Below are 20,696 nucleotides of genomic sequence, written 5' to 3' on the forward strand. Positions count from 1 at the left end.
ATATTTTTGCTCGGGAATAATTGAATAAATCAAATAATTCAGTCGCTTAGCTAGCTGGCATCTTTATTGCCACGTGCAATGTAAAAGCCATTAGAGAAACGCCATGTCCCGTCCACTTTCCGTGCCGCAAGGTTTGATCGGTCTGCTCTACCAGGAGCATCATGCCTGGTTGCGTGCCTGGATCAATAAACGCCTGGGTTGCCCAAACTGGGCGGCAGATTTAACGCAAGACACATTTGTGAATGTGTTGCTCAAGGCAGATTTGCCAGTATTGCACGAGCCGCGCGCCTACCTCACCCGTATTGCGCATGGCCTGATGGTGGACCATGTGCGCCGTCGCGATCTCGAACGGGCCTACCTTGATGCCTTGGCGAATATGACCTCCGATGACATCGGCTCGCCCGAGTCGCGTGCCTTGATGCTGGAGCTGCTGGTGCGGCTGGATATTCTGCTCGACGGCTTGCCCGCCAAGACGCGCACGGCGTTTTTACTGGCGCAACTCGAAGGCGCCAGCTATCAGCAAATTGCCACCCGCCTGGGCGTATCTACCCGCACGGTGGGTAGCTATGTCGCCACTGCCATGCTGCAGTGCATGGCTTTACTGCAAGCCTAAGCGCCATGCGATCAGAGTTACTCAATCAGGTGACCCCGGCCATGCAACAAGCCAGCGACTGGTATGCACGCTGGCTTTCTGGCGAGATGGACGAACAAGCCAAGCTGGCCTGGCAATCCTGGCTGGATGCAGACGAAGAACATCACCGCGCCTGGCAGCAGATGGAGCGCGTACAGCAATACTTTAATAAAGTGCCCGGCGCGCTGGCATTGGCCACCCTGCAAGCCCCGCCTTCTGCCGAGCGCAGACGCCTGCTCAAACACATGATCTTGCTGCTCGCCGTCAGCGGCAGCGGCTATTACGCCTACCGCGAACAACCCTGGCGCGGCATGCTGGCCGACATTCGCACCCAGGTGGGCGAGCAACGCAAGCTCACGCTGGAGGACGGCACGCGGCTGCATCTCAATACCGATACCGCCGTCAACATCGTCTACAGCCCGACTGACCGTATCGTCGAACTGGTGCGTGGCGAAGTGATGGTAGAAACCGCGCATGAAAATGTGCGCATCTACCGGCCATTTAGCGTCGTCACCCAACAAGGCATGGTCACCGCCCTGGGCACAAAGTTTAGCGTGCGCGAATGGCAACAGCAGCAACGTGACTTAGTTAAAGTCAGTGTGTTTGAAGGCATGGTCGATGTACGCCCCAAAGGCAGCCAGGCAAGGCCCGTTCGCGTCAATGCGCGCGAGTCACTGGTGTTTTCAGCCAGCCAGGTGTTTGCCAAAACCGCGCTCAAAAACACCGATATGGCCTGGGTCAATGGCCTGCTTGTGGTCTACGCCATGCGACTGCAAGACTTCGCGGCAGAGCTCTCGCGCTACCAGTCCGGCCTGTTGCGCTGCGACCCCGCCGTGGCCGACCTGCATATTTCAGGTTCGTTCCCGCTCAACGACATCCCCGCCATTTTGCAAACCATAGCGCAAACCCTGCCAGTCAAAGTGCAGCGCTACACCCGCTTCTGGACCACACTTTCCCCCGCCTAGTCAGCCGCCGCTAAAAAATAATTCGATTTTCCCTTCCGGTTTTTATTTCTCGTTCGGCATAGCAGGTATCAGACAGATGTTGCTAATGCAGAAAGTGTGACACATGCACCATAAAAAACGCACAGGGAAATCGCATCACCGCCTATGGCAGCTATGCATAGGCGCCATGCTCACAACCACCCTGCAGGCCAGTGCGGCAGAACCACTCAATGTCAGCCTGCCCAAAAAAACCTACCAGATTCCAGCAGGTGATTTAAGCGACACCTTGCCCGACTACGCCGCAGAGTCCGGCATCCTGCTCGGCTTTGACCCCATCCTCACCCAAGGCAAACGCAGCGGCGTGCTCAAAGGCCAATACAGCGTGCAAGAAGGCTTTGAAACCCTGCTCAAAGACAGCGGGCTAGAAGTCGTGCAAGACAAAACAGGCCGCTACCAACTCCGCCGCGCCACGCCCAAACCAAAACCTATCCCCGGCGCGCCAGAAAAAGAAGAAAAACAAGCGCTGCAACTGGATAAGGTCGAAGTCCGCGCCAAGCGCTTTTATGAAGTTGGCCCTTTGCCTGGTTTGGGTCTCACCAAAGAAGAAATCCCCGGCAACGTACAGAGCATTTCTGCTAAAGAAATTAAAGAAGCGCATTCGTTAAGCATTACGGATTTAATGAACCGCAAGCTGCAATCCGTGACGGTGAATGATTACCAGGGCAACCCGTTTCAAATGGATGTTCAATACCGTGGTTTTACTGCCGGGCCGCAGATTGGCACGCCTCAGGGTTTATCTGTGTTTATTGATGGTATTCGTGTAAATGAGCCATTTGGTGACGTTGTGAACTGGGATATGTTACCGATGAATGCACTGGCGAGTGTGGATGTATTCCCTGGGTCCAACCCTATCTTTGGCTTGAATACCTTGGGTGGCGCATTTTCACTCAAAACCAAGGATGGGTTTAATAATGCGGGAGCTGATGCTGATATTTTAACTGGGTCATTTGGCAGAAAACAGCTGCAGGCAGAAGCTGGCTGGAATAATGGCACAGTTGGTTTATTTGCCGCAGGTAATATTTTTCTTGAAGATGGCTGGCGTGAGAACTCGCCAAGTAAGGTCAATCAGTTGTTTGGTAAGGCTAGCTATCGTGGCGATAAGTTAGATCTTAATTTAAGTACTTTGTTGGTAGAAACAAATCTGACTGGCAATGGATTGATTCCGAGTGAAGAGTACAACAGAGATAGAAATGCTGTCTTTACTTCGCCTGATAAAACAAAAAATCAGCTTCAGCAGTTTCAGTTGTCAGGTAGTTATTTTGTGAACGACACATTCACGATTACTGGTCAGATATATCGCAGAAATAGTGATAGAAAGCAAAAGGGCTCCGATGTCATGACTGATTACAGCGATGAGCTAATTGCCAAGCGGCGGCCAACCAGTGCTGATCAGTACACTTGTTTATTCCCTAGCACGAATCAGTACGGATTGCCTGATTACGTCATTATTCCAGTTGAGAATTACGATCCTACAAATGGCGTAGATTTATTTTCAACTCAATTCTTTCAGGATTTTGCTAATGGTACTTTGGACGTGAGTAACTATTCAAATCTCATCAACAGTAAACCATTACCAGATGAGTTTCTGGCCTCATATCGATATACATACAACCAATTTAAAAACTTTAGAGAATTCATCACTTATAACAATAACAGTGACCCTGACGATGCACCGCCCAATGTTGGCGCAACTGATTCGGCATACTTTGATGAGCCCTCTTATTTCTCTGACTTTACTATGCCCTTTGGTGGTGTGCCAACTGGGATTGGTGGAATCGTTCCAAGTTTCTCTGATTACTTTTTCACACGAGACGGAAATACGATCACTAAGAATTATGTGATGTTACTCTCGACTCTTAACGAGACAGCCTGTGCACAAACTCAAGGTGCAAGTTTTGAGATTACGGATCCAGTTACAGGTAATCCAGTATTGGTAGATGGGGTAGGCTTGAGGCAGCCTGGATATATTGAGGGCACGCCTACAGCTTTAATCACTAACAACCAGATCAAGCAAGTCACAGATGGTCTGTCAGTTCAACTCAATTGGAATCTTGAGCATCACAAGTTGATGGTTGGAGCATCAATTGACTCCGCGGGAGCCGAATATACAAACGAGCAAATGTTAGGATTTTTTGATGCTAGTCGAAAAGCCTATTTAGACCCTGAGCAGGCACATCCACAGTTTGGTGCTGCATTTGTACCACTTGCTAATAACAACTTTGAAGGTACCAATATCACCAAAAGTGTCTATTTTAGTGAAACATGGACACCGATTGAAACATTGCACTTTAACGCCTCGGGCCGTTACAACATGACACGTGCTAAAAACGTGATAGCGGCTAGAAGTGGTCAGTCCTCATACAGTGTGGGTGATTTAATTGCAGAGCCAGACAAATTCAATGTGTGCAGTGATACTAACGGCAACGGCACAATTGAACTTGCTGATTGTGCTGGGATTCCCCTGAATTATCGGCCATTAAATCTGAATACAGTGCTTGATGCGGCAGAAACTGAAAAGTTTACCTACTATTCGTTTAACCCTTCTTTAGGTGTTTCTTGGCAGGCACAAGAAAATATTAATATCTTTGCAAATGTTGCCAAAGGTACTCGGACACCAAGCGTAGTAGAGCTTGGTTGTGCATTGGATAAAACTCCTGGCACAACTACCTATAGTTATGTTGATAGCGGTGGTAATACAGTTAACTACAAGCTACCAAAAAGTCTTGAAGAGAATCGGCAATGTACCTTGCCAACCACATTGTCTGGCGACCCCTATTTGCCTCAAATCAAAGCCACCACATATGACATTGGTATGCGCGGAACTTTTGGTGAGAGCATGCAGTGGAATGTGGGTGCTTATCAAACTGACCTCAAAAACGACATTTATTTTGTTGCAGTAGGTAATTCACAAGGTTTTTTTGACAGCATTGGTGATACCCGTCGTCGGGGGATTGAGGCAGGTCTTTCTGGGAAAAAAGACAAGTGGGGATTTGCGTTCAACTATGCGTTAACAGAGGCAACTTTCGAAAATGATTTCCTGATGTATAGCTTGGACAATAGTAGTGCGACTTTTGATCAGATGTACGGCCCGGGCGTGATCAGAGTCAAGAAAGGCAACCGTATGCCAGGAACATCGTTACACAATCTCAATGCTACTGTTAGCTACGATGTCACCGATAAATGGAAAGTAAGTTTGGGTATGGTGGCTCATTCAGATAGTTATCTTCGAGGCAACGAAAATAACGAGCATCGACCAGGGGTGCCACGCCAACGAATCATTGGTAACAATACAATTCTTTTGCCACCAACAAACAATCCTGGTAAGGCCCCCGCTTATGCTGTGTTTAACCTGCAAACCTCTTACAAGCTCAGCAAAGAGTGGACGGCTAGCATGATTCTTAACAATATTTTCGATCAGGAGTATTTCACTGCGGGTCGTTTGGGCAGGAATCCATTCTCTCCGAGCATTTATGGTGCAATTGGCCCAGATGGCTACAACCACAATTCTGGCGACTGGTTAAGTACTAACTTTGTTGCGCCTGGCGCACCGCGCGGTATCTGGTTCAGCCTTAACTGGCATTTCGTCCCTGATTAATCTGCTTTTTAAACCTTGTTTGACTTTTTTATGTAAAATTGTGTTAACGACGTCAGGCTTTTGGTGCTGCCAGCGATTAAACAAGTGAGGGGATGTAAATGTGAAAAACTCCCAGATGGTTAGGGAAAATTTCCTTATTTGTATTTTTGTCATGCGGCGAGTGCGATGTTGGGTGGTGGCAAGCGTCGGTTTCCGTGTTGGCAATGTGAATTTTTATAATGGAGCCTGCTGTGGACTTAGTGCCTGATATTGTTGATCTTGTGTTGTATTTGCTGGGCGTGTTGTCGGTGCTGGTATGGTCCATCATCATTATTAAAAGTTGGGCCTGGTTTAAGTCGCGCAATGAGGCGAACCACTTTTTATCTGAGTGGCAGCAGGTGAAAACCATTTATGAGTTGCCAAAAATTATCTCCCACAGCAATAGCAGTTTTGCGCGTTTGTGTGACGCCGGTATGCGGGCGATGAACGAGGTGATGGCGAACTCGGTGTTGCGCAGAAACGAGCGCCAGGAGGTGATTTTGTTGTCCCTCAAGCAGCAGGCTTATCTGGAGCAAAAGCGCATGGATGGCGGTGTGGCGGTGTTGGCGAGCATAGGCTCTACGGCGCCGTTTATCGGTTTGTTTGGCACGGTGTGGGGCATTATGAATGCGCTTAAAACCATCACCGCCACCGGTTCTGCCGGGCTGGATGTGGTGGCCGGGCCGATTGGTGAGGCGCTGATTGCGACGGCGATTGGCATTGCCACGGCGGTGCCTGCAGTGCTGGCGTATAACTATTTTATGCGCAAACAAAAGGTGCACCGGGCCGATATGGAGCAAGTGGCCAGCCGCTTTCAATCATTGTTAACGCAGTCTGGCGTGGAGGGGTAGTCGTATGTCTATGTTGGGCGATGCTGAAAGCGAAGACCTGGTGAGCGAAATCAATGTGACGCCGCTGGTGGATGTGATGCTGGTGTTGCTCACGGTGTTTATTGTGACGGCGCCGTTGCTGATGAACGCGGTGAAGGTGAAGCTGCCACAGGCGAGTGCCGAGGTGGCGATTACTACGCCGAAAACGGCGCATATCAGCGTGACGGATGCAGGTGATGTGTTTTTGGACCAGCAACGCCTGGCGCTAGAAGGCTTGACCCCAGCGTTGGGCCAGCTCAAGCAAAGCCATGACCCGGCGGTGGAGATTTATGCCGACGAGCACGCGCAGTATGGCGTGGTGGCTAAAGTGCTGGCGGCGATTCAGCGCGCAGGCATTAGCAAGTTTAGTTTTGTGATGTCGCCAGAGGTGGGGAAATAAAGGCATGAGCAGCCTGATTTACCCTGAGCAGCAGGACTATTCGCTGATTTGGCGGGCGGTGATTGTGTCGCTGGCGCTGCATGCGCTGGTGGTGGCTGTTTATCCGGCACTGAGCCAGATTGAACTGCCCAAGCTGCCAGAGCGGCTGGAAATTGAGTTTTTTTCGATTAAAGCGGCGGCACCCAGCGTGCAAGCCGTGGCGCCGCCGACGGAGGTGGCTAAACCGCTTGAGCCACCTAAGGCGACACCTGCGCCTGTGGTGAAGCCACAAACGCCGGTCGAAACACCTAAGCAGGTATTGGCGGCGCCAAGCAGTCAACCGTCGGATTACCGTGTGCCAGAACAGGTCGCCCCTGCCAAGGCCGAGCCATCGCCCGTGACCCCGGCAGCCGCCACGCCTAGCGTGAGTGCGGCAGAGAGTGCGCAGCCCGCGGCGAATGACACCCAGGCAAAAGACAGCAAGCCCAGTGTGGCGGCAAGCGCGGCCACCACTAGCAGTGAGTCTGAGGAGTTAAATGCCGGTGATACCGATGCCTGGGGGGATTATGGTCAGCAATTACGCGACTTGGTGAGCAAAAGCAAACAGTATCCGGCCATTGCCGTGCGCCGCCATCTTGAGGGCGAGGTGACGGTGGTGGCGCAATTTGTGCGCGGTGAGCTGGTGAATGTGTCACTGGCTGGTAGCAGCAAGCATGTGCCGCTGGACGAAGAGGCCATGCGCATGGTGAAAAAAGCCATTGCACAGCTGGGCGTGAAAGACAGTTTAAAAAAGAAGAGCTTCAAAATAACAATACCAGTGAATTTTAAACTGGAGTGATCCTTCGCGGTTTCCCGAAGGCTGGCGTCATTAGAAAGTAAATCCCTCACTTTCGCGCAACAGTGACGCCTGCTCTATGTGCCCCCTGTCATTTGCCAGTTTTCCTCCGGCAAGTGCAGGGGATTTTTTTAACAAGCAGTGTGAGAGTGACTTGCTGTTGGCGGTTTTGCCAATCAAGAGCAGTGATTTGAATTTTAAAAAAGGTGGGTAAACATGATGATACATAAAACAAAATGGCTGCTTGCGGCGTTTGCCGCATTGATCAGCTTGAATGCTGAGGCAAAAATTGAGCAATTTCAGGAAAGCTACGCAGGCTATTTGCCGATGGACTATACGCTGGATGGCATGATTTACATGGGGGAAACCACTTTTAGCAATGGCAGCTCGACGTTGACGCTGTATTACCAAGCGTTGAATTTGCTGCAAGACCAGCTGTATGTGGTGTTTGGCAGTTATAGCAGAAATCAGGTGCAGAGCTCGCAACTGGGGCAGTTTGATTTCTGGTTGTCCGTGCCAGACCAAGACCCAATTAACCCAGTCGCCCCGCCAGATCCTGCATTCAGCGATTTGCCGATAGAGGGCAGTTTTCACTATGAAGACATCCTGATGATGCCGGATGGCCAGCTGGAAGTGTTTTACAGTGAATATGGCGCACTCAAAGGCTTTGTCAGCCCGCAAAACTACCTCTCGTTTACCATAGACTGGACCGTCTATACGCGTGACCGGCGGAGTTTAGTCCCGGCGCCGCCCAGCCTGTGGTTATTTGGCAGTGGCTTATTGCTGCTGGGCCTGGTTGCGCGCAGGCGTCAGCGCGTGGCCCCGGCGTCTGCCTGGCGATGACAGGTGTAGATTTAAAGAAGCCATATTGGTTGTTATCAGCCATGTGGTGGTTGTTTATGCACCCAAAAAGCGGCTTTTTCGGGTGGAATAAAATAGAAATGGCTTTAAATCGCATGGCATGTATTTTGCGATAACAGGGCATGGATAAGACGATGGTTTGGTGCGGCATCAATCTGCAATGGGCGTATACCGATTTACTCGGTTATATCCGCTTTAAAGTGGCGTGCCCGCACCTGGCCAAAGACATCCTGCATGATGCCTTGATCCGCTACACGGTCTCGACCAGTGACAACAAAGGCGTTGAGCCGCATGCCTACATGCGCAGCATCGCCAAAAACCTGATTGTGGATTCTTACAACCACAGCCAGCGTTTTGTGTCGCTGGAGGCCGAAATAGGCTTGAACCGTGAATGGCTGAATGCCCCGACCTTATCTGTGGAACAGCTCAGTGATATCAAGCAGCGGCTGGAAATGATCCAGCAGATTTTAGAGCAGTTGCCACCACGTTGCCGTCAGGTGTTCTGGATGTATCGCGTAGAAGGCCATACCCAGACCGAGATCGCGGCTGCGCTGGGCATTAGCAAAAACATGGTAGAGCGCCACGTCATGCGGGCGATTGTTGATTTAAGCAGTGCACGCGCGCTGATGGTGATAGACGCATGATGCACCACAAACACGAAGATGCCATCAGACAAGCCGCCGCGCGCTGGTATGTGCGCATGCGCGAAGTGGCGCCGGACTCCCCTGAACGCACCACGTTTGAGGTTTGGCTATTGTCCGACCGCAGGCATCAGGCGGCCTATCAGACCATAGAAGCCACCATGGATGACTTTAGCTCCACCGCACGGCTTAAAGCGCTTTCTAACGCCCTCACGCAGAAGCTATATTTTGAGCAAACAGCACGTCGCAAAAAAGTTTCCAAGCTTGGTTCTGGCCTGGCGGTAATGTTGCTCTGCGTCGGGTTGGGCTTTTTTGGCCGGGCGCAATATGTGCAATGGCAAGCCGCGCCTTTATCCAGCCAGGTGCAAACCACGGCTGTGGCGCAAATGGTCAAACACACGCTGGAAGATGGCACCATCGTCACAGCCAACGCCAACAGCGCCATGGAAATTGTGTTCTACCGCCATCAGCGCCTGGTTAAACTGAGCCGTGGCGAAGTGGTGTTTGAAGTCACCAAAGACCCGCAACGGCCGTTTGTGGTAGAAACCCGGCAGGCCAAAGTCACCGTCTTAGGCACGCGCTTTGCCGTCAACCAGCTCAGCAAAAAAGTGCGCATCAGTGTCGACCACGGCCGTGTGCAAGTGGCGCGTGCAGATGGTAGCGAGCCAATATTGATCTTGCACGATGGTGAAGTGGCAGAAATTGAACACAGTGCAGCACCACATAAAGTCAACCGCAATGCGGCCGACAGCTTCAGCTTTATCAACGGCCGCATTGTGTTTGACCGGGCCGATATGTTTGAAGTCGCTGAGACCCTGTCACGTTATCGCAGCCAGCCCGTCACTGCCATGTTCTTTGGCGAGCAAACGCCCAAAGTCAATGCCGTGCTCAAAATCGCCGAACTCGAAAGCTTTGTCAAAACTCTGCCGCAATCGGTGCCAGTCACACTCCAGCGTAAGGACCAGGCCTTGCTGATAGAGCCCAACAGGTAATTCTTTACATTTCTTTTTAATCCACGCATATCAGGCGTTTTGCCCGTTCGTCAGTTACACCTCTATCAAGACCTGTAATTGACGGATGCACCATGCAAAATAACTCAATGAAACCAGCCATCCTGGCCGCCATGCTGGCAAGCCTATTGCCAATCATCAGCCATGCTGAGCTCAATACACAGCTGCCGACAGAGCAAGAAGAACAGTTTTCTATCCCCCTCACGCTAGACCTGCCCGCGCAGCCACTCGCCGCCGCCTTGCGACAGTTCGCTATTCAAAGCGATTTATCACTCACGGTGGATAGCGCACTAGTTGTCGATAAAAAAGCCCCCGCCGTTAAAGGCCGTATGACACGTAAAGAGGCGGTGAAACGATTACTGGAAGGCAGTGGCCTGCAAGGCAAAATAGATGGCGAGAAAATCCTCATTCAACGAGCCACCAAAGAAGAAAAACAAGCCCTGCAGCTGGACAAAGTAGAAGTCCGCGCCAAGCGCTTTTATGAAGTTGGCCCGCTGCCTGGCTTGGGGCTCACAAAAGAACAAATCCCCGGCAACGTACAAAGCATTTCTGCCAAAGAGATTAAAGAGGCGCATTCGTTAAGCATTACAGATTTAATGAACCGTAAGCTGCAATCAGTGACGGTGAATGACTACCAAGGCAACCCGTTTCAAATGGACGTGCAGTATCGTGGTTTCACCGCCGGTCCGCAGATTGGTACGCCGCAAGGTCTGAGTGTGTTTATTGATGGTATCCGCGTCAACGAACCCTTTGGTGATGTCGTGAACTGGGACATGATTCCTATGAACGCACTTGCTGGAGTTGATGTGTTTCCAGGCTCTAACCCTATTTTTGGTTTGAATACCTTAGGTGGTGCATTTTCACTCAAAACCAAGGATGGTTTTAATAATGCGGGTGCGGATGTGGATATCCTTACAGGGTCATTTGGCCGCAAACAATTGCAAGCTGAGGGGGGATGGAACAATGGCACTGTTGGTTTGTTCGCTGCTGGTAATTTCTTTTTAGAGGATGGTTGGCGTGAGAACTCGCCAAGTAAAGTAAATCAGTTATTTACTAAAGCTAGTTATCGTGGTGATAAACTTGACCTCAATTTGAGCACTTTGCTAGTGCAAACTAATTTAGTGGGTAATGGATTATTGCCCTCTCAAATGTATGAGCAAGATCGAAATAGTGTATTTACGTCGCCTGATCGAACCAAAAACCAACTCGCTCAATTTCAGCTATCAGGCAGTTATTTCGTTGATGATAGTTTTACTATTACTGGCCAAATATATAGAAGAAACAGCAAACGTACTCAAAAAGGCTCTGACGTTTTTACAGACTATAAAGATGGGTTGTTATCACGGCGCAGACCAAATCCAGGCGATCCGGCGAATGGTATTCCTGCAGAGGAATATACCTGCTTATTCGCAAGTACAAATGGCCTTGGCATACCAGACTACTATGTAATCCCTGCAAATGAATCCGCCGGGGAGGACTTATCAACAGTTAATCTATTGGGTGGACCAAATACTTTTCAAGATGATTATGTTACTAATGGCTATGTAAGTTCTGCTTATGATGCTTATAAAAACACTCCGCTAGACCCTGAGTATGCCTCGGCTGTTAAGTTGATGCATGACTTTTATAGAAACACTGTAGAGAGTGTTCAGTATGTTCAAGGTGGAAGCTCTCCTCCTAATGGACCACCGATAACTGACTCGTTTGGCAATACAGTCGCTTCATATACAACAGGTGGAGAAGTCTTTGCAGCCCTTAATCTCAATCCTATTTTTGGTAGCACTGACAATGTTATTTATAATGCCGATACTTATTTTTATAAGACAGTTGGTAACGATTTAATCAAGTATTATGTAATTTTTACCGCGCCAACTAACTTGGATGCTTGTCAGGCAGCTAGAGCCGACAATCAAGCAAATGGGGTTCCAGGGCAACCTTATAGTCAAAAGGATGCAGCAGGTAATCCCATTTATGTAGATGGGGCAGAAGGCGGCGGCATTGATCCTTTGACTGGACGAAGTTTTCCTGGTGTGGTGGAGGGGACTCCAACAGCGATTATCAATAACAACCAAATTGATCAAGTAGTAGATGGCGCATCATTACAGTTAAATTGGAGTTTTGATAAACATAAATTTATGGTTGGGATGTCGATTGATGTCGCCAATGCCGACTATAGCAATACCAGCCAATTGGCTTTTCTAGATGCTAATCGGAATGCCTACATTGACCCCGCGCAGGCAGCCCCCCAGTTTATTGGGGCAATGCAGCCAATTTCAAATAATAACTTTGAGGGTACGCAGACTACGCAGAGCATCTACTTCAGTGAAACCTGGAGCCCGATCGAAACCTTGCACATTTCCACCTCCGGTCGTTATAACCAAACGCATACTAAAAACAAAATTGCAGCTCGCTATGGTTTAGGGTCGATAGGTATTGGGGATTTAGATGGTGTTCCTGATGAGTACAATACTTGTGACGGAGATTGTTCTACTAATCGGCCGCCAGTTAACTACCGCGAGTCGCGTTTCCTATCTAGCCAACTAGATCCTGCCGAGACAGAAAAATTTAGTTTTTATTCTTTTAATCCATCTTTAGGTGCTACCTGGCAAGCAACGCAAAACCTAAATGCATTTATTAATTGGGCACAGGGTACACGAGTGCCTAGTGTGGTTGAATTAGGGTGCGCTTTTGATGATACTCCAACGCCAAGTTCCACAGGTGCAATTCTTCCTAGAAGCATTGCGGAAAATCGCCAGTGCACGCTGCCGACCACATTATCAGGCGACCCTTTCTTACCACAAATCAAAGCCACCACGTATGACATTGGATTGCGTGGAGCTTTAGATGACACATTCTACTTTGATCGTCTGAGTTGGAATGTAGGGGCGTATCAAACCGATTTAAAAGATGATATTTATTTCGTAGCCGTAGGCAATGGTGCAGGTTTTTTTCAAACCATAGGTAAAACTCGTCGTAGAGGTATTGAGGCTGGGTTTTTAGGACAAAAAGACCGTTGGAGTTTTGGGGTGAATTACTCACTTACCGATGCAACCTTTGAAGACAATTTTTTGATGTTGAGTAACGATAACAGTAGCAGTAGTGCCAACATTTATCCTGGATTTGGCAATGTGATTGAGGTGAAAAAAGGTAGCCGCATGCCAGGAGTAGCTTTGCAGAACCTGAATGCTAATGTAAGTTTCGATATTACGCCTGAATGGCGAGTTGGTTTAACGACTGTTATGCATAGCGAAAGCTTTTTACGCGGTAACGAAAATAATGAGCATAGGGTAGGAGTTATACAGGATAGAGGTCAGGGCGCAGCAGGTAATGCTTTACGCAGGCCAACAAATAACCCTGGTAAAGTAGATGGATACGCCACTTTTAATTTTCAGACCAGCTACAAGCTCAGCAAAGAATGGACCGCGACCATGCTGATTAACAATATTTTTGATAAGGAATATTTTACAGCAGGGCGTTTAGGCCGGAACCCTTTCTCACCTAGTTTAGGCGGTGCGATTGGTCCTGATGGTTATAACCATAATTCTAATGATTGGCTCAGCACAAACTTTATTGCACCGGGAGCGCCGCGGGGCGTTTGGTTTAGCTTGAATTGGCATTTTGTGCCAGATTGATTATTGTGAATCGTTATAGATTGCTTTGAACAATCTCAGTCAACCAATCCATAAAAATCCGTACGCGTTTAGACAAGTTCCGACGGTGCGGAAACAACAGTGAAACCGTCATGCTTGGTGCAGTGAATGAGGGCAATATCTCCACTAACTGACCGCTGGTTAGCATGGCCATAGCGCCTAGCTTGGGCGCTTGCATAATGCCTAGCCCGGCGGCGCAGGCAGCTCGGTAAGCATCGGTGTTGTTGACGCAAATGCGGCTGGGCATTTTCACGCGATGGCGTTCTCCGTCCAGGTGGTATTCAAACGCATCAAAGCGGTTGTTGCTGCTGGTCTGGTAGTGAATCAGATAATGTTGCTGCAAATCGTCTATGCTGTTGGGCGTGCCGTATTGGGCGAGGTAAGCCGGGCTGACGAAGTTGCTTTGCTGCATTTCGCCTATTTTGCGCATGATCATGCCGGACTCTTCGACTTCGCCGGTTCTGACTACGCAGTCGTAGCCTTCACTGACCAAGTCGACTTTACGGTCTTCGCTGCTGATTTCGATATTGAGGTTGGGGTGGCGCTGCAAAAAAGCGGGCAGGGCGGGGATGACCAAATGCCTGGCCATGGGCTGTGACATATTCACCCGGACGATGCCTGAGACCTGACTGTCATCGCTAATGAATAATGTTTCCAGTTCTTCTATCTCACTCAACACGTCTTTGCTTTTTTCGTAAAACAACTGACCGTCGGGCGTGAGTTGTACTTTGCGCGTGGTGCGGTGAAACAGCTGCGTTTGCAGCCTGGTTTCCAGTTGCTGAATGGCTTGCGATACGCTGGCTTTAGGCAGGCCCAGGCTATCGGCCGCTTTGGTAAAGCTGCCGAGTTCGGCGACGCGCATAAAACGTTTCAGGCTTTCAGTGCTGTCACTCATGTGTGCTTTATTGTTTGTTAATTGTGAACAGTATAATCATTAGTAGCTTATTTATCTCTAATTTTAATGCCAATAAACTACGCACATCTTTCATCAACACAGGAGAATGAGCATGGTTAGCAAAATTGCATTGATTACAGGTGGTAGCCGTGGGTTGGGTAAAAATACCGCGTTGGCGATGGCCAAGCAGGGCATTGATGTGGTGCTGACTTACCAAAGCAAGCAGGCGGCGGCACTGGAAGTCGTCAACGAGATTCATGCCGTGGGACGCAAGGCGGTGGCTTTGCCACTGGATGTGGCGCAAGTGAAAACGTTTGATGCGTTTGCCAGTGCCTTGCAGCAAGCCTTGCAAACACATTTTCAGGCGGAAAAGTTTGATTTTCTGATTAACAATGCGGGCACTGGGCTCACCGCTCCTTTTGCTGAAACGACGGAACAGGTGTTTGATGACATGGTGAATATCCACCTGAAATCCACTTTTTTCGTGACGCAGAAATTGCTGCCATTGATCAATGATGGTGGCCGCATTATCAATATTTCCAGTGGCCTGGCCCGCTTTGCATTGCCTGGCTACAGCGCTTATGCGGCGATGAAGGGCGGCATTGAGGTGTTGACGCGCTATATGGCTAAAGAGCTGGGTGCGCGCCAGATTGCGGTGAATACCGTCGCGCCGGGGGCGATTGAAACCGATTTTGGCCAGGGCCTGGTGCGCGATAACCAAGAGGTGAATGCCTATATTGCCGGGCAAACTGCGCTTGGCCGCGTGGGCGTGCCGGATGATATTGGCCCCATGATTGCGAGCCTGTTGTCGGAGAATAATCGCTGGGTGAATGCACAACGCATTGAGGCTTCCGGCGGTATGCTCATTTAATCCACCAGGATGAAAACGAAACAGGCAGCTTGTGGCTGCCTGTTTTTATTCGCCTAGCGTGGTCGGTTGGGCGGTGGAGGTGGCGGGTAATAGCCTGAGCCGGTGGTTGCCGGGGCAGCGTTAGCGCCTTGCGAGTAGGTTCTCGCCATGCTGGCTGGGACCGGGATACGGTGACCGGCGGCATACATGCATTGCAGGTAGGCGTTGTCGTATTTGTCCTGCGCGTTCATGCCGCTCACGGCGGCCGTATTGCTGCCAATCGCGCCGCCGGACAATGCGCCCATGCCAGCGCCTATGGCCGCACCTTGGCCACCGCCAGCCGCTGCGCCGATGGCGGCACCGACGACGGTGCCCACGGCAGTGGTGGTGGCCAGGCTAGCGTTATATTGTTGGTTCACCGTTTTGCCACCAATTTGTGTCAGGGCAAAGTCACGGCAGGATAAGTCATCGGCGCGGAATAGATTGAAATCTTTGCCGGTGCCCGGTAGCGCCATATTGCTGGGGCCAGTGGGGTTGGTAGCGCAGGCGGACAAGCCCAGTGCCGCGACCATGATCAGCAGAGGTGTGGTTTTCATATGCTTGGGCCTATTTGCTCGGTGGCGTTGGGGTGACCTGTTTCCAGCCCGCCGGACACTCTTTGACATAAGGATAATAGCTGTCAGATTGCTCGCAGTAATACCAATAGCCTTGGCCGGTGTTGCCCGCGCTGGCCGATGGTGGCGTGGTTTGCACTGGGGCAGGCGTATTAGAACTAGTCGCACCGCTGCCTTGTTCGATATAGACCTGCGGTTGTGCTGGCTGCGTCACAATCACGGGTGGCGGACTGTAAACATAGGGGTAAGGATAGGCGTAAGGCGAATACGCATATGGAAAATAGGGGTAGGGAGCGCCAAAATAGAAACCAACACCGCCTCTGCCATGCCAGCCACCGTGGCCGGGGGGGTGCGCTTGAGCGATATTGCTGGCCAGTAACAAGACTGCCACCAGGCCGCTTAACCCGATTGATTTTAATTTGATCATATTGCCTCCATTGCGTGCTTCTTACTTTCTCAGACAAAAGCATACGCAAATGTATCCTTGTGGATGGTAGCGGTTTTGTATCGGAGTGTATCTTTATCATGCTTTAAATATCCGGCAGAGGATAGTGTTAGGTAGCAGCGTGACAACTGCGGTATGCTAGTCAGGAACGCTTTTTTATTCATCTACTTATGCAACAACAATCGATACAACAGATCAATCTCGCTTATGACCAGCAACAAGACCGCTTGCTGATGAAGGCTGCTGTCAGCCAGTCGCAGGAGATCCGCGTGTGGCTGACTTACCGTGTCGCGCGCCAGATGTTTAAAGTGCTTAACCGTGAGGCGCATTTGCCGGTGTCTGCCTTGGCATTGGGAAATGCGGCGCCGCTGCCTGTAGCACAATCGCCCACTGAGGCCACGCGCCAGTTTGAAGAAGAAGCTGAGGCTGTGCATCAGTTAGAGAACTTGGACTTTGGCACCGCTTACCAGCAACGATCGTCAGCGGTGAGTGAGCAGGAGTTATTGGTGGTGGATACGCGCTTTGTGTCGGTGAACGACCAGTTGAATCATATGCAACTGGTGTGCGCCAACGGCATGAACGTCAATATGAGTTTAAATCACCCACTGGTGCTGGCCATCAGTCGTATGTTGATGGTTGCCAGCCAGGACGCAGGCTGGACATTGCCCGTGCATCAGGAAAAGGAACCAGAAGCGGTTTCCAGCATCGTAATGCAGGTACCCACAGAAAAACAGGTATTACATTAATGGATTACACCACCCTCGGGGACAGCGGCATTCGTGTCTCCAAAATCACGCTGGGCACCATGACCTTTGGTGACCAGAATACCCAGCAAGACGCCGAAAATCAGCTGGACTTTGCCCGCTCGCAAGGCATTAACTTTATCGATACCGCCGAGATGTATCCGGTGCCGCCGCGTGCAGAAACCGTGACGCAGACCGAAACCATACTCGGCCACTGGATTAAAAAACAGGCACGCGACCAGTTTGTCTTGGCCAGCAAGGTGGCAGGCCCCAGACGCGGCATGCAGTGGATACGCGGCGGCCCTAGCGGCATGGACAGAGCCAATATCCGCCAGGCAGTGCACGATAGCCTGACGCGTTTACAAACCGACTACCTGGATGTGCTCTATCTGCATTGGCCTGAGCGCAATGTGCCCATGTTTGGCCAATACCAGTTTGATCCGCGCGCCGAATGCGATGCCAATGGCCAGCCCATCAACTGGGTGCCGATTCAAACCCAGCTCGAAGTGTTGGATGAGTTGATCAAAGAAGGCAAGGTACGTGCGATTGGTGTGAGCAACGAACAGCCGTGGGGCGTGATGGAGTTTTTGCGACTCGCCCGCGAGCAAGGTTTGCCGCGTATTGCCGTGCTGCAAAACTGCTATAACCTGATGAACCGCGGCATGGAGTTCGGCATGGCCGAAGTGCTGTACCGCGAGCGAATCAGCCTGGCAGCTTATTCACCGCTGGCGTTTGGGCATTTGACTGGTAAATATGTAGATGACCCGGCCACGCCTGGCCGTGTGACGCTGTTTTTAGGCTATGCCCAACGCTATAAAAAGCCGGGTGTGCCAGCGGCGGCCAAAGCCTATGCCGAGTTGGCGCGTGCGCATGGGCTGACACCTACCCAACTTGCGCTGAGTTTTGTGTATCACCGCTGGTTTGTAGGCACGACGATTATTGGTGCGACCAGCATGGACCAGCTGCAAGAAAATGTTGCCGCCTATCAGGTGCACCTGAGTGATGACGTATTAAACGCGATTGAGCAACAGCATCTGACCATGATGAATCCAGCGCCCTGATCAGGTGCTTCAGAAGGGAATCCGTATGTGCATGCTTCACACACTGCGCAATATTGTGTTGCGCAGCTTTATTCTTTTTGTCATTCTATTAAGCGGCCAAGTGCAGGCAGCAGGCATGCAGGAGATGCAAGATGCCTTGCGTACCTGCCAAACCGAGTTTGCCGAAGATGCCAGCCGTCGACTGGTTTGTTTTGATAAAGTGGCCGAGCAATATACGCCCTCACGTGTCGTGCCGCCAATCTTGGCGCCTAGCCAGCAAGAATTAGTGAAAAGCGTGGGCGCCGATACCGGCTACCTGTCGCGTAAATGGCATTTAAACAGCCAGGACGAATTGCATTTTACCGACCTCGAAACGCATCAACTTAATTACCTGGTGACCTCGTACTCTAATAATCCTAACGATACCCCAACCTCGCCCTCGCGACCCAATACGCAAGACCGGGGCCTGGGCCATAATGACCTGCATTTCCAGATCAGCCTGAAAACGCAGTTGATGAACCTGTCGGATTGGCTACCTAAAAACCAGTGGGTACAAAGTGCGCGGCTGTGGGGTGCTTATACGCAGCAGTCTTACTGGCAGGTGTATAACGAGCAGCAGTCGCGCCCCATGCGTGACCACAATTACTCGCCCGAGTTGATTTTATCGTTAGGCTTAAACAAGCCTGCAGAAGAAAGCAGTTGGCTCAACGCCATGCCGGATATGCTCAATCTCGGGCTGGTGCATGAATCCAATGGCCGCTCGCAGCCGCTGTCACGTAGCTGGAACCGCCTGTATGTGCAAGGTGGCTGGCAGCTCAATGAGCGCTATAGCCTGCTGGTGCGGCCATGGTGGCGCATCCCCGAAAGCAAGTCGGATAACGATAACCCGGATATCAGCAAATATATGGGCTATGGCGATGCGATTTTGCGTTGGGATAATGAAGCCAATACCACCGCCGCCAGTGTGACTGTACGCAATAATATGCGTAGCGATAACAGGGGCTATGTGAAGTTTGATGTGCAGTACAAACCGCTCAAAAGTGAAAGTGTGCGTTTTTATGCCATGCTGGCCAGCGGTTACGGGGTTTCGTTACTGGATTATAATCAGGCACAAACCATGTTTGGCATCGGCTTTGCCATTGGTGAATAACTCATTAAAAAATCAATTTTTACGATATGCGTCCCTTAACCCTTACTTTTCAACGATTTTTGGCTTCAGAGCAAGCCAGTAGCATTCTGCTGTTGCTGGTGACTATCCTGGCGCTTGTGATTGCCAATAGCGCCTTGGCTGAGCACTATCATCATTTCTGGCATCAGCATGTGTTGGGTCTCAGCCTCGAAGAGTGGGTCAATGATGGCCTGATGGCGATCTTCTTTTTGCTGATTGGCCTGGAGCTGAAGCGCGAGTTGTATGTGGGAGAATTATCCAGCGTGAATAATGCCTTGTTGCCGACCATTGCGGCGATGGGGGGCATGATAGTCCCCGCCCTGATTTTCTGGCAATTCAACCAGGGGACTGCTTACCAGGCAGGCGTCGGCATCCCGATGGCGACAGATATTGCGTTTGCCCTGGGGGTGTTGTCGCTATTGGGCAAACGCGTGCCAGCCCCGCTCAAGGTGTTTCTGGTGGCCTTTGCCGTCATTGATGACCTGGGTGCGGCCATCATGATCGCCGTGTTTTATACGGCGTCTATTTCGTGGCCACATTTGCTAGGTGCTTTAGCAATATTGACCTTGCTGTTCGCGCTTAACCGCTGGCGCGTGCTCAGCATGCTTCCCTATCTGTTAGGCGGCGCATGCATGTGGTGGCTGACGTTGCAGTCCGGCGTGCATGCCACGCTGGCGGGCATCGCCTTGGCGTTTGCCATCCCCTTCAACCGCCAGCCGGAGAATGACCATTCGCCTTCGCATCAATTGGAACACGCTTTACACTTGCCGGTGGCGTTCTTGATTCTGCCAGTGTTTGCCTTTGCCAACACCGGCGTGCATATCGCGGCAAACAGCCTGGACACCGTTTTTTCTCACCATAATAGCCTGGGCATTATTCTCGGTTTGCTGCTGGGTAAACCGCTGGGCATCACGCTGGCTGTGTTGGCCGCAGTGGTGGCAGGTGTGTGCAAACTGCATGCGCCTTTGCGCTTGGCGCATGTGATTGGCGCCGGCATGCTGGGTGGCATCGGCTTTACCATGTCGATTTTTATCACCAACCTGGCGTTTAGCGAGATGGCGGATGCGATCAACCTGTCCAAAATGGCGATACTCACTGGGTCGCTGCTTTCCGGTCTGGCGGGTTGGGTATGGCTAAGTGTGGTGCTCAGTCAGGGCCACGCCAGCGACGCATCCGCTAAGTAAAATCATGAGGTACTTTTACGGATGCTGCGCAAGCATTTAATGGCTTGTCTGCGTATAGTTGTTTCTAACGAGATGCAACAACTTAACCAAGGAGACTATCATGTGGACTAAACCAGCTGCTACTGAAATGCGTTTTGGCTTTGAAGTGACTATGTACGTCATGAACAAGTAATTGAAGCGTTAACTTGCATACAAATAAACCCGGTCTAGTGCCGGGTTTGTTGTTTCTGCAGCTTTCATTATTCCTACATTCACTCAGCCAGC

19 protein-coding genes are annotated in these 20,696 nt (G+C 50.6%); 16 read left to right on the forward strand and 3 right to left on the reverse strand.

Annotation, left to right across the window (positions count from 1 at the left end; all coding sequences use genetic code 11):
- The first annotated feature begins 103 nt into the window (after positions 1-103).
- The 10 genes from INP78_RS02480 (at position 104) to INP78_RS02525 (ending at position 13,475) form a co-directional block, all read left to right on the forward strand.
- Entirely contained in the window at positions 104-613 is a 510-nt protein-coding gene (locus INP78_RS02480) for a sigma-70 family RNA polymerase sigma factor (RefSeq protein WP_194740611.1), read from the forward strand.
- Between the two features lie 5 nt (positions 614-618).
- Positions 619-1,596: a FecR domain-containing protein gene (locus INP78_RS02485; protein WP_194740612.1), complete on the forward strand. Its 978-nt coding sequence runs from the start codon at positions 619-621 to the stop codon at positions 1,594-1,596.
- A gap of 166 nt (positions 1,597-1,762) precedes the next feature.
- Positions 1,763-5,230 carry a TonB-dependent receptor gene (locus INP78_RS02490; protein WP_228522609.1) on the forward strand — a complete coding sequence of 1,156 codons (3,468 nt, stop codon included), beginning with the start codon at positions 1,763-1,765 and terminating at the stop codon, positions 5,228-5,230.
- Positions 5,231-5,460: 230 nt separating this feature from the next.
- Positions 5,461-6,099, forward strand: coding sequence for a MotA/TolQ/ExbB proton channel family protein (locus INP78_RS02495; protein WP_368667960.1), 639 nt, complete (start codon positions 5,461-5,463; stop codon positions 6,097-6,099).
- Between the two features lie 4 nt (positions 6,100-6,103).
- Positions 6,104-6,517: a biopolymer transporter ExbD gene (locus tag INP78_RS02500; protein WP_194740615.1), complete on the forward strand. Its 414-nt coding sequence runs from the start codon at positions 6,104-6,106 to the stop codon at positions 6,515-6,517.
- 4 nt (positions 6,518-6,521) lie between these two features.
- Positions 6,522-7,334 carry a TonB family protein gene (locus INP78_RS02505; protein WP_194740616.1) on the forward strand — a complete coding sequence of 271 codons (813 nt, stop codon included), beginning with the start codon at positions 6,522-6,524 and terminating at the stop codon, positions 7,332-7,334.
- A gap of 213 nt (positions 7,335-7,547) precedes the next feature.
- A complete protein-coding gene (locus INP78_RS02510) occupies positions 7,548-8,174 on the forward strand; it encodes a PEP-CTERM sorting domain-containing protein (RefSeq protein WP_194740617.1) in 627 nt (208 codons plus the stop codon).
- A gap of 140 nt (positions 8,175-8,314) precedes the next feature.
- Complete coding sequence (locus INP78_RS02515; protein WP_194740618.1) at positions 8,315-8,836, forward strand: RNA polymerase sigma factor; 522 nt, start codon at positions 8,315-8,317, stop codon at positions 8,834-8,836.
- A complete protein-coding gene (locus INP78_RS02520) occupies positions 8,833-9,825 on the forward strand; it encodes a FecR domain-containing protein (protein ID WP_194740619.1) in 993 nt (330 codons plus the stop codon). Before INP78_RS02515 ends, INP78_RS02520 begins: the two co-directional genes overlap by 4 nt.
- Before the next feature lie 92 nt (positions 9,826-9,917).
- Positions 9,918-13,475: a TonB-dependent receptor gene (locus INP78_RS02525; protein WP_194740620.1), complete on the forward strand. Its 3,558-nt coding sequence runs from the start codon at positions 9,918-9,920 to the stop codon at positions 13,473-13,475.
- A 13-nt stretch (positions 13,476-13,488) separates the two neighbouring features.
- Here INP78_RS02525 and INP78_RS02530 read toward each other — a convergent pair whose 3' ends face one another.
- Positions 13,489-14,388: a LysR family transcriptional regulator gene (locus tag INP78_RS02530; RefSeq protein ID WP_194740621.1), complete on the reverse strand. Its 900-nt coding sequence runs from the start codon at positions 14,386-14,388 to the stop codon at positions 13,489-13,491.
- A gap of 112 nt (positions 14,389-14,500) precedes the next feature.
- Between INP78_RS02530 and INP78_RS02535 the strand changes: the two genes are divergently transcribed.
- Positions 14,501-15,259, forward strand: coding sequence for an SDR family NAD(P)-dependent oxidoreductase (locus tag INP78_RS02535; protein ID WP_194740622.1), 759 nt, complete (start codon positions 14,501-14,503; stop codon positions 15,257-15,259).
- A gap of 53 nt (positions 15,260-15,312) precedes the next feature.
- Here INP78_RS02535 and INP78_RS02540 read toward each other — a convergent pair whose 3' ends face one another.
- A complete protein-coding gene (locus tag INP78_RS02540; protein ID WP_228522610.1) occupies positions 15,313-15,834 on the reverse strand; it encodes a YMGG-like glycine zipper-containing protein in 522 nt (173 codons plus the stop codon).
- A gap of 10 nt (positions 15,835-15,844) precedes the next feature.
- On the reverse strand, positions 15,845-16,279 hold the full coding sequence (locus tag INP78_RS02545) for a hypothetical protein (RefSeq protein WP_194740623.1): 435 nt from the start codon (positions 16,277-16,279) through the stop codon (positions 15,845-15,847).
- A 188-nt stretch (positions 16,280-16,467) separates the two neighbouring features.
- Here INP78_RS02545 and INP78_RS02550 point away from each other — a divergent pair, with 188 nt between their 5' ends.
- The 5 genes from INP78_RS02550 (at position 16,468) to pqqA (ending at position 20,604) form a co-directional block, all read left to right on the forward strand.
- On the forward strand, positions 16,468-17,043 hold the full coding sequence (locus INP78_RS02550) for a hypothetical protein (protein ID WP_194740624.1): 576 nt from the start codon (positions 16,468-16,470) through the stop codon (positions 17,041-17,043).
- The gene (locus tag INP78_RS02555) at positions 17,043-18,101 is read left to right on the forward strand and encodes an aldo/keto reductase (protein ID WP_194740625.1); all 1,059 of its coding nucleotides are present in this window, start codon (positions 17,043-17,045) and stop codon (positions 18,099-18,101) included. Before INP78_RS02550 ends, INP78_RS02555 begins: the two co-directional genes overlap by 1 nt.
- Positions 18,102-18,132: 31 nt before the next feature.
- Positions 18,133-19,230: a phospholipase A gene (locus INP78_RS02560; RefSeq protein WP_228522611.1), complete on the forward strand. Its 1,098-nt coding sequence runs from the start codon at positions 18,133-18,135 to the stop codon at positions 19,228-19,230.
- Positions 19,231-19,256: 26 nt separating this feature from the next.
- On the forward strand, positions 19,257-20,432 hold the full coding sequence (gene nhaA / locus INP78_RS02565; protein ID WP_194740627.1) for a Na+/H+ antiporter NhaA: 1,176 nt from the start codon (positions 19,257-19,259) through the stop codon (positions 20,430-20,432).
- A 100-nt stretch (positions 20,433-20,532) separates the two neighbouring features.
- Positions 20,533-20,604, forward strand: coding sequence for a pyrroloquinoline quinone precursor peptide PqqA (pqqA, locus tag INP78_RS02570; RefSeq protein ID WP_081624291.1), 72 nt, complete (start codon positions 20,533-20,535; stop codon positions 20,602-20,604).
- Positions 20,605-20,696: the final 92 nt, after the last annotated feature.

Origin of the sequence: Methylophilus sp. 14 (assembly GCF_015354345.1) — a bacterium.
Taxonomy (GTDB): Bacteria; Pseudomonadota; Gammaproteobacteria; order Burkholderiales; family Methylophilaceae; genus Methylophilus.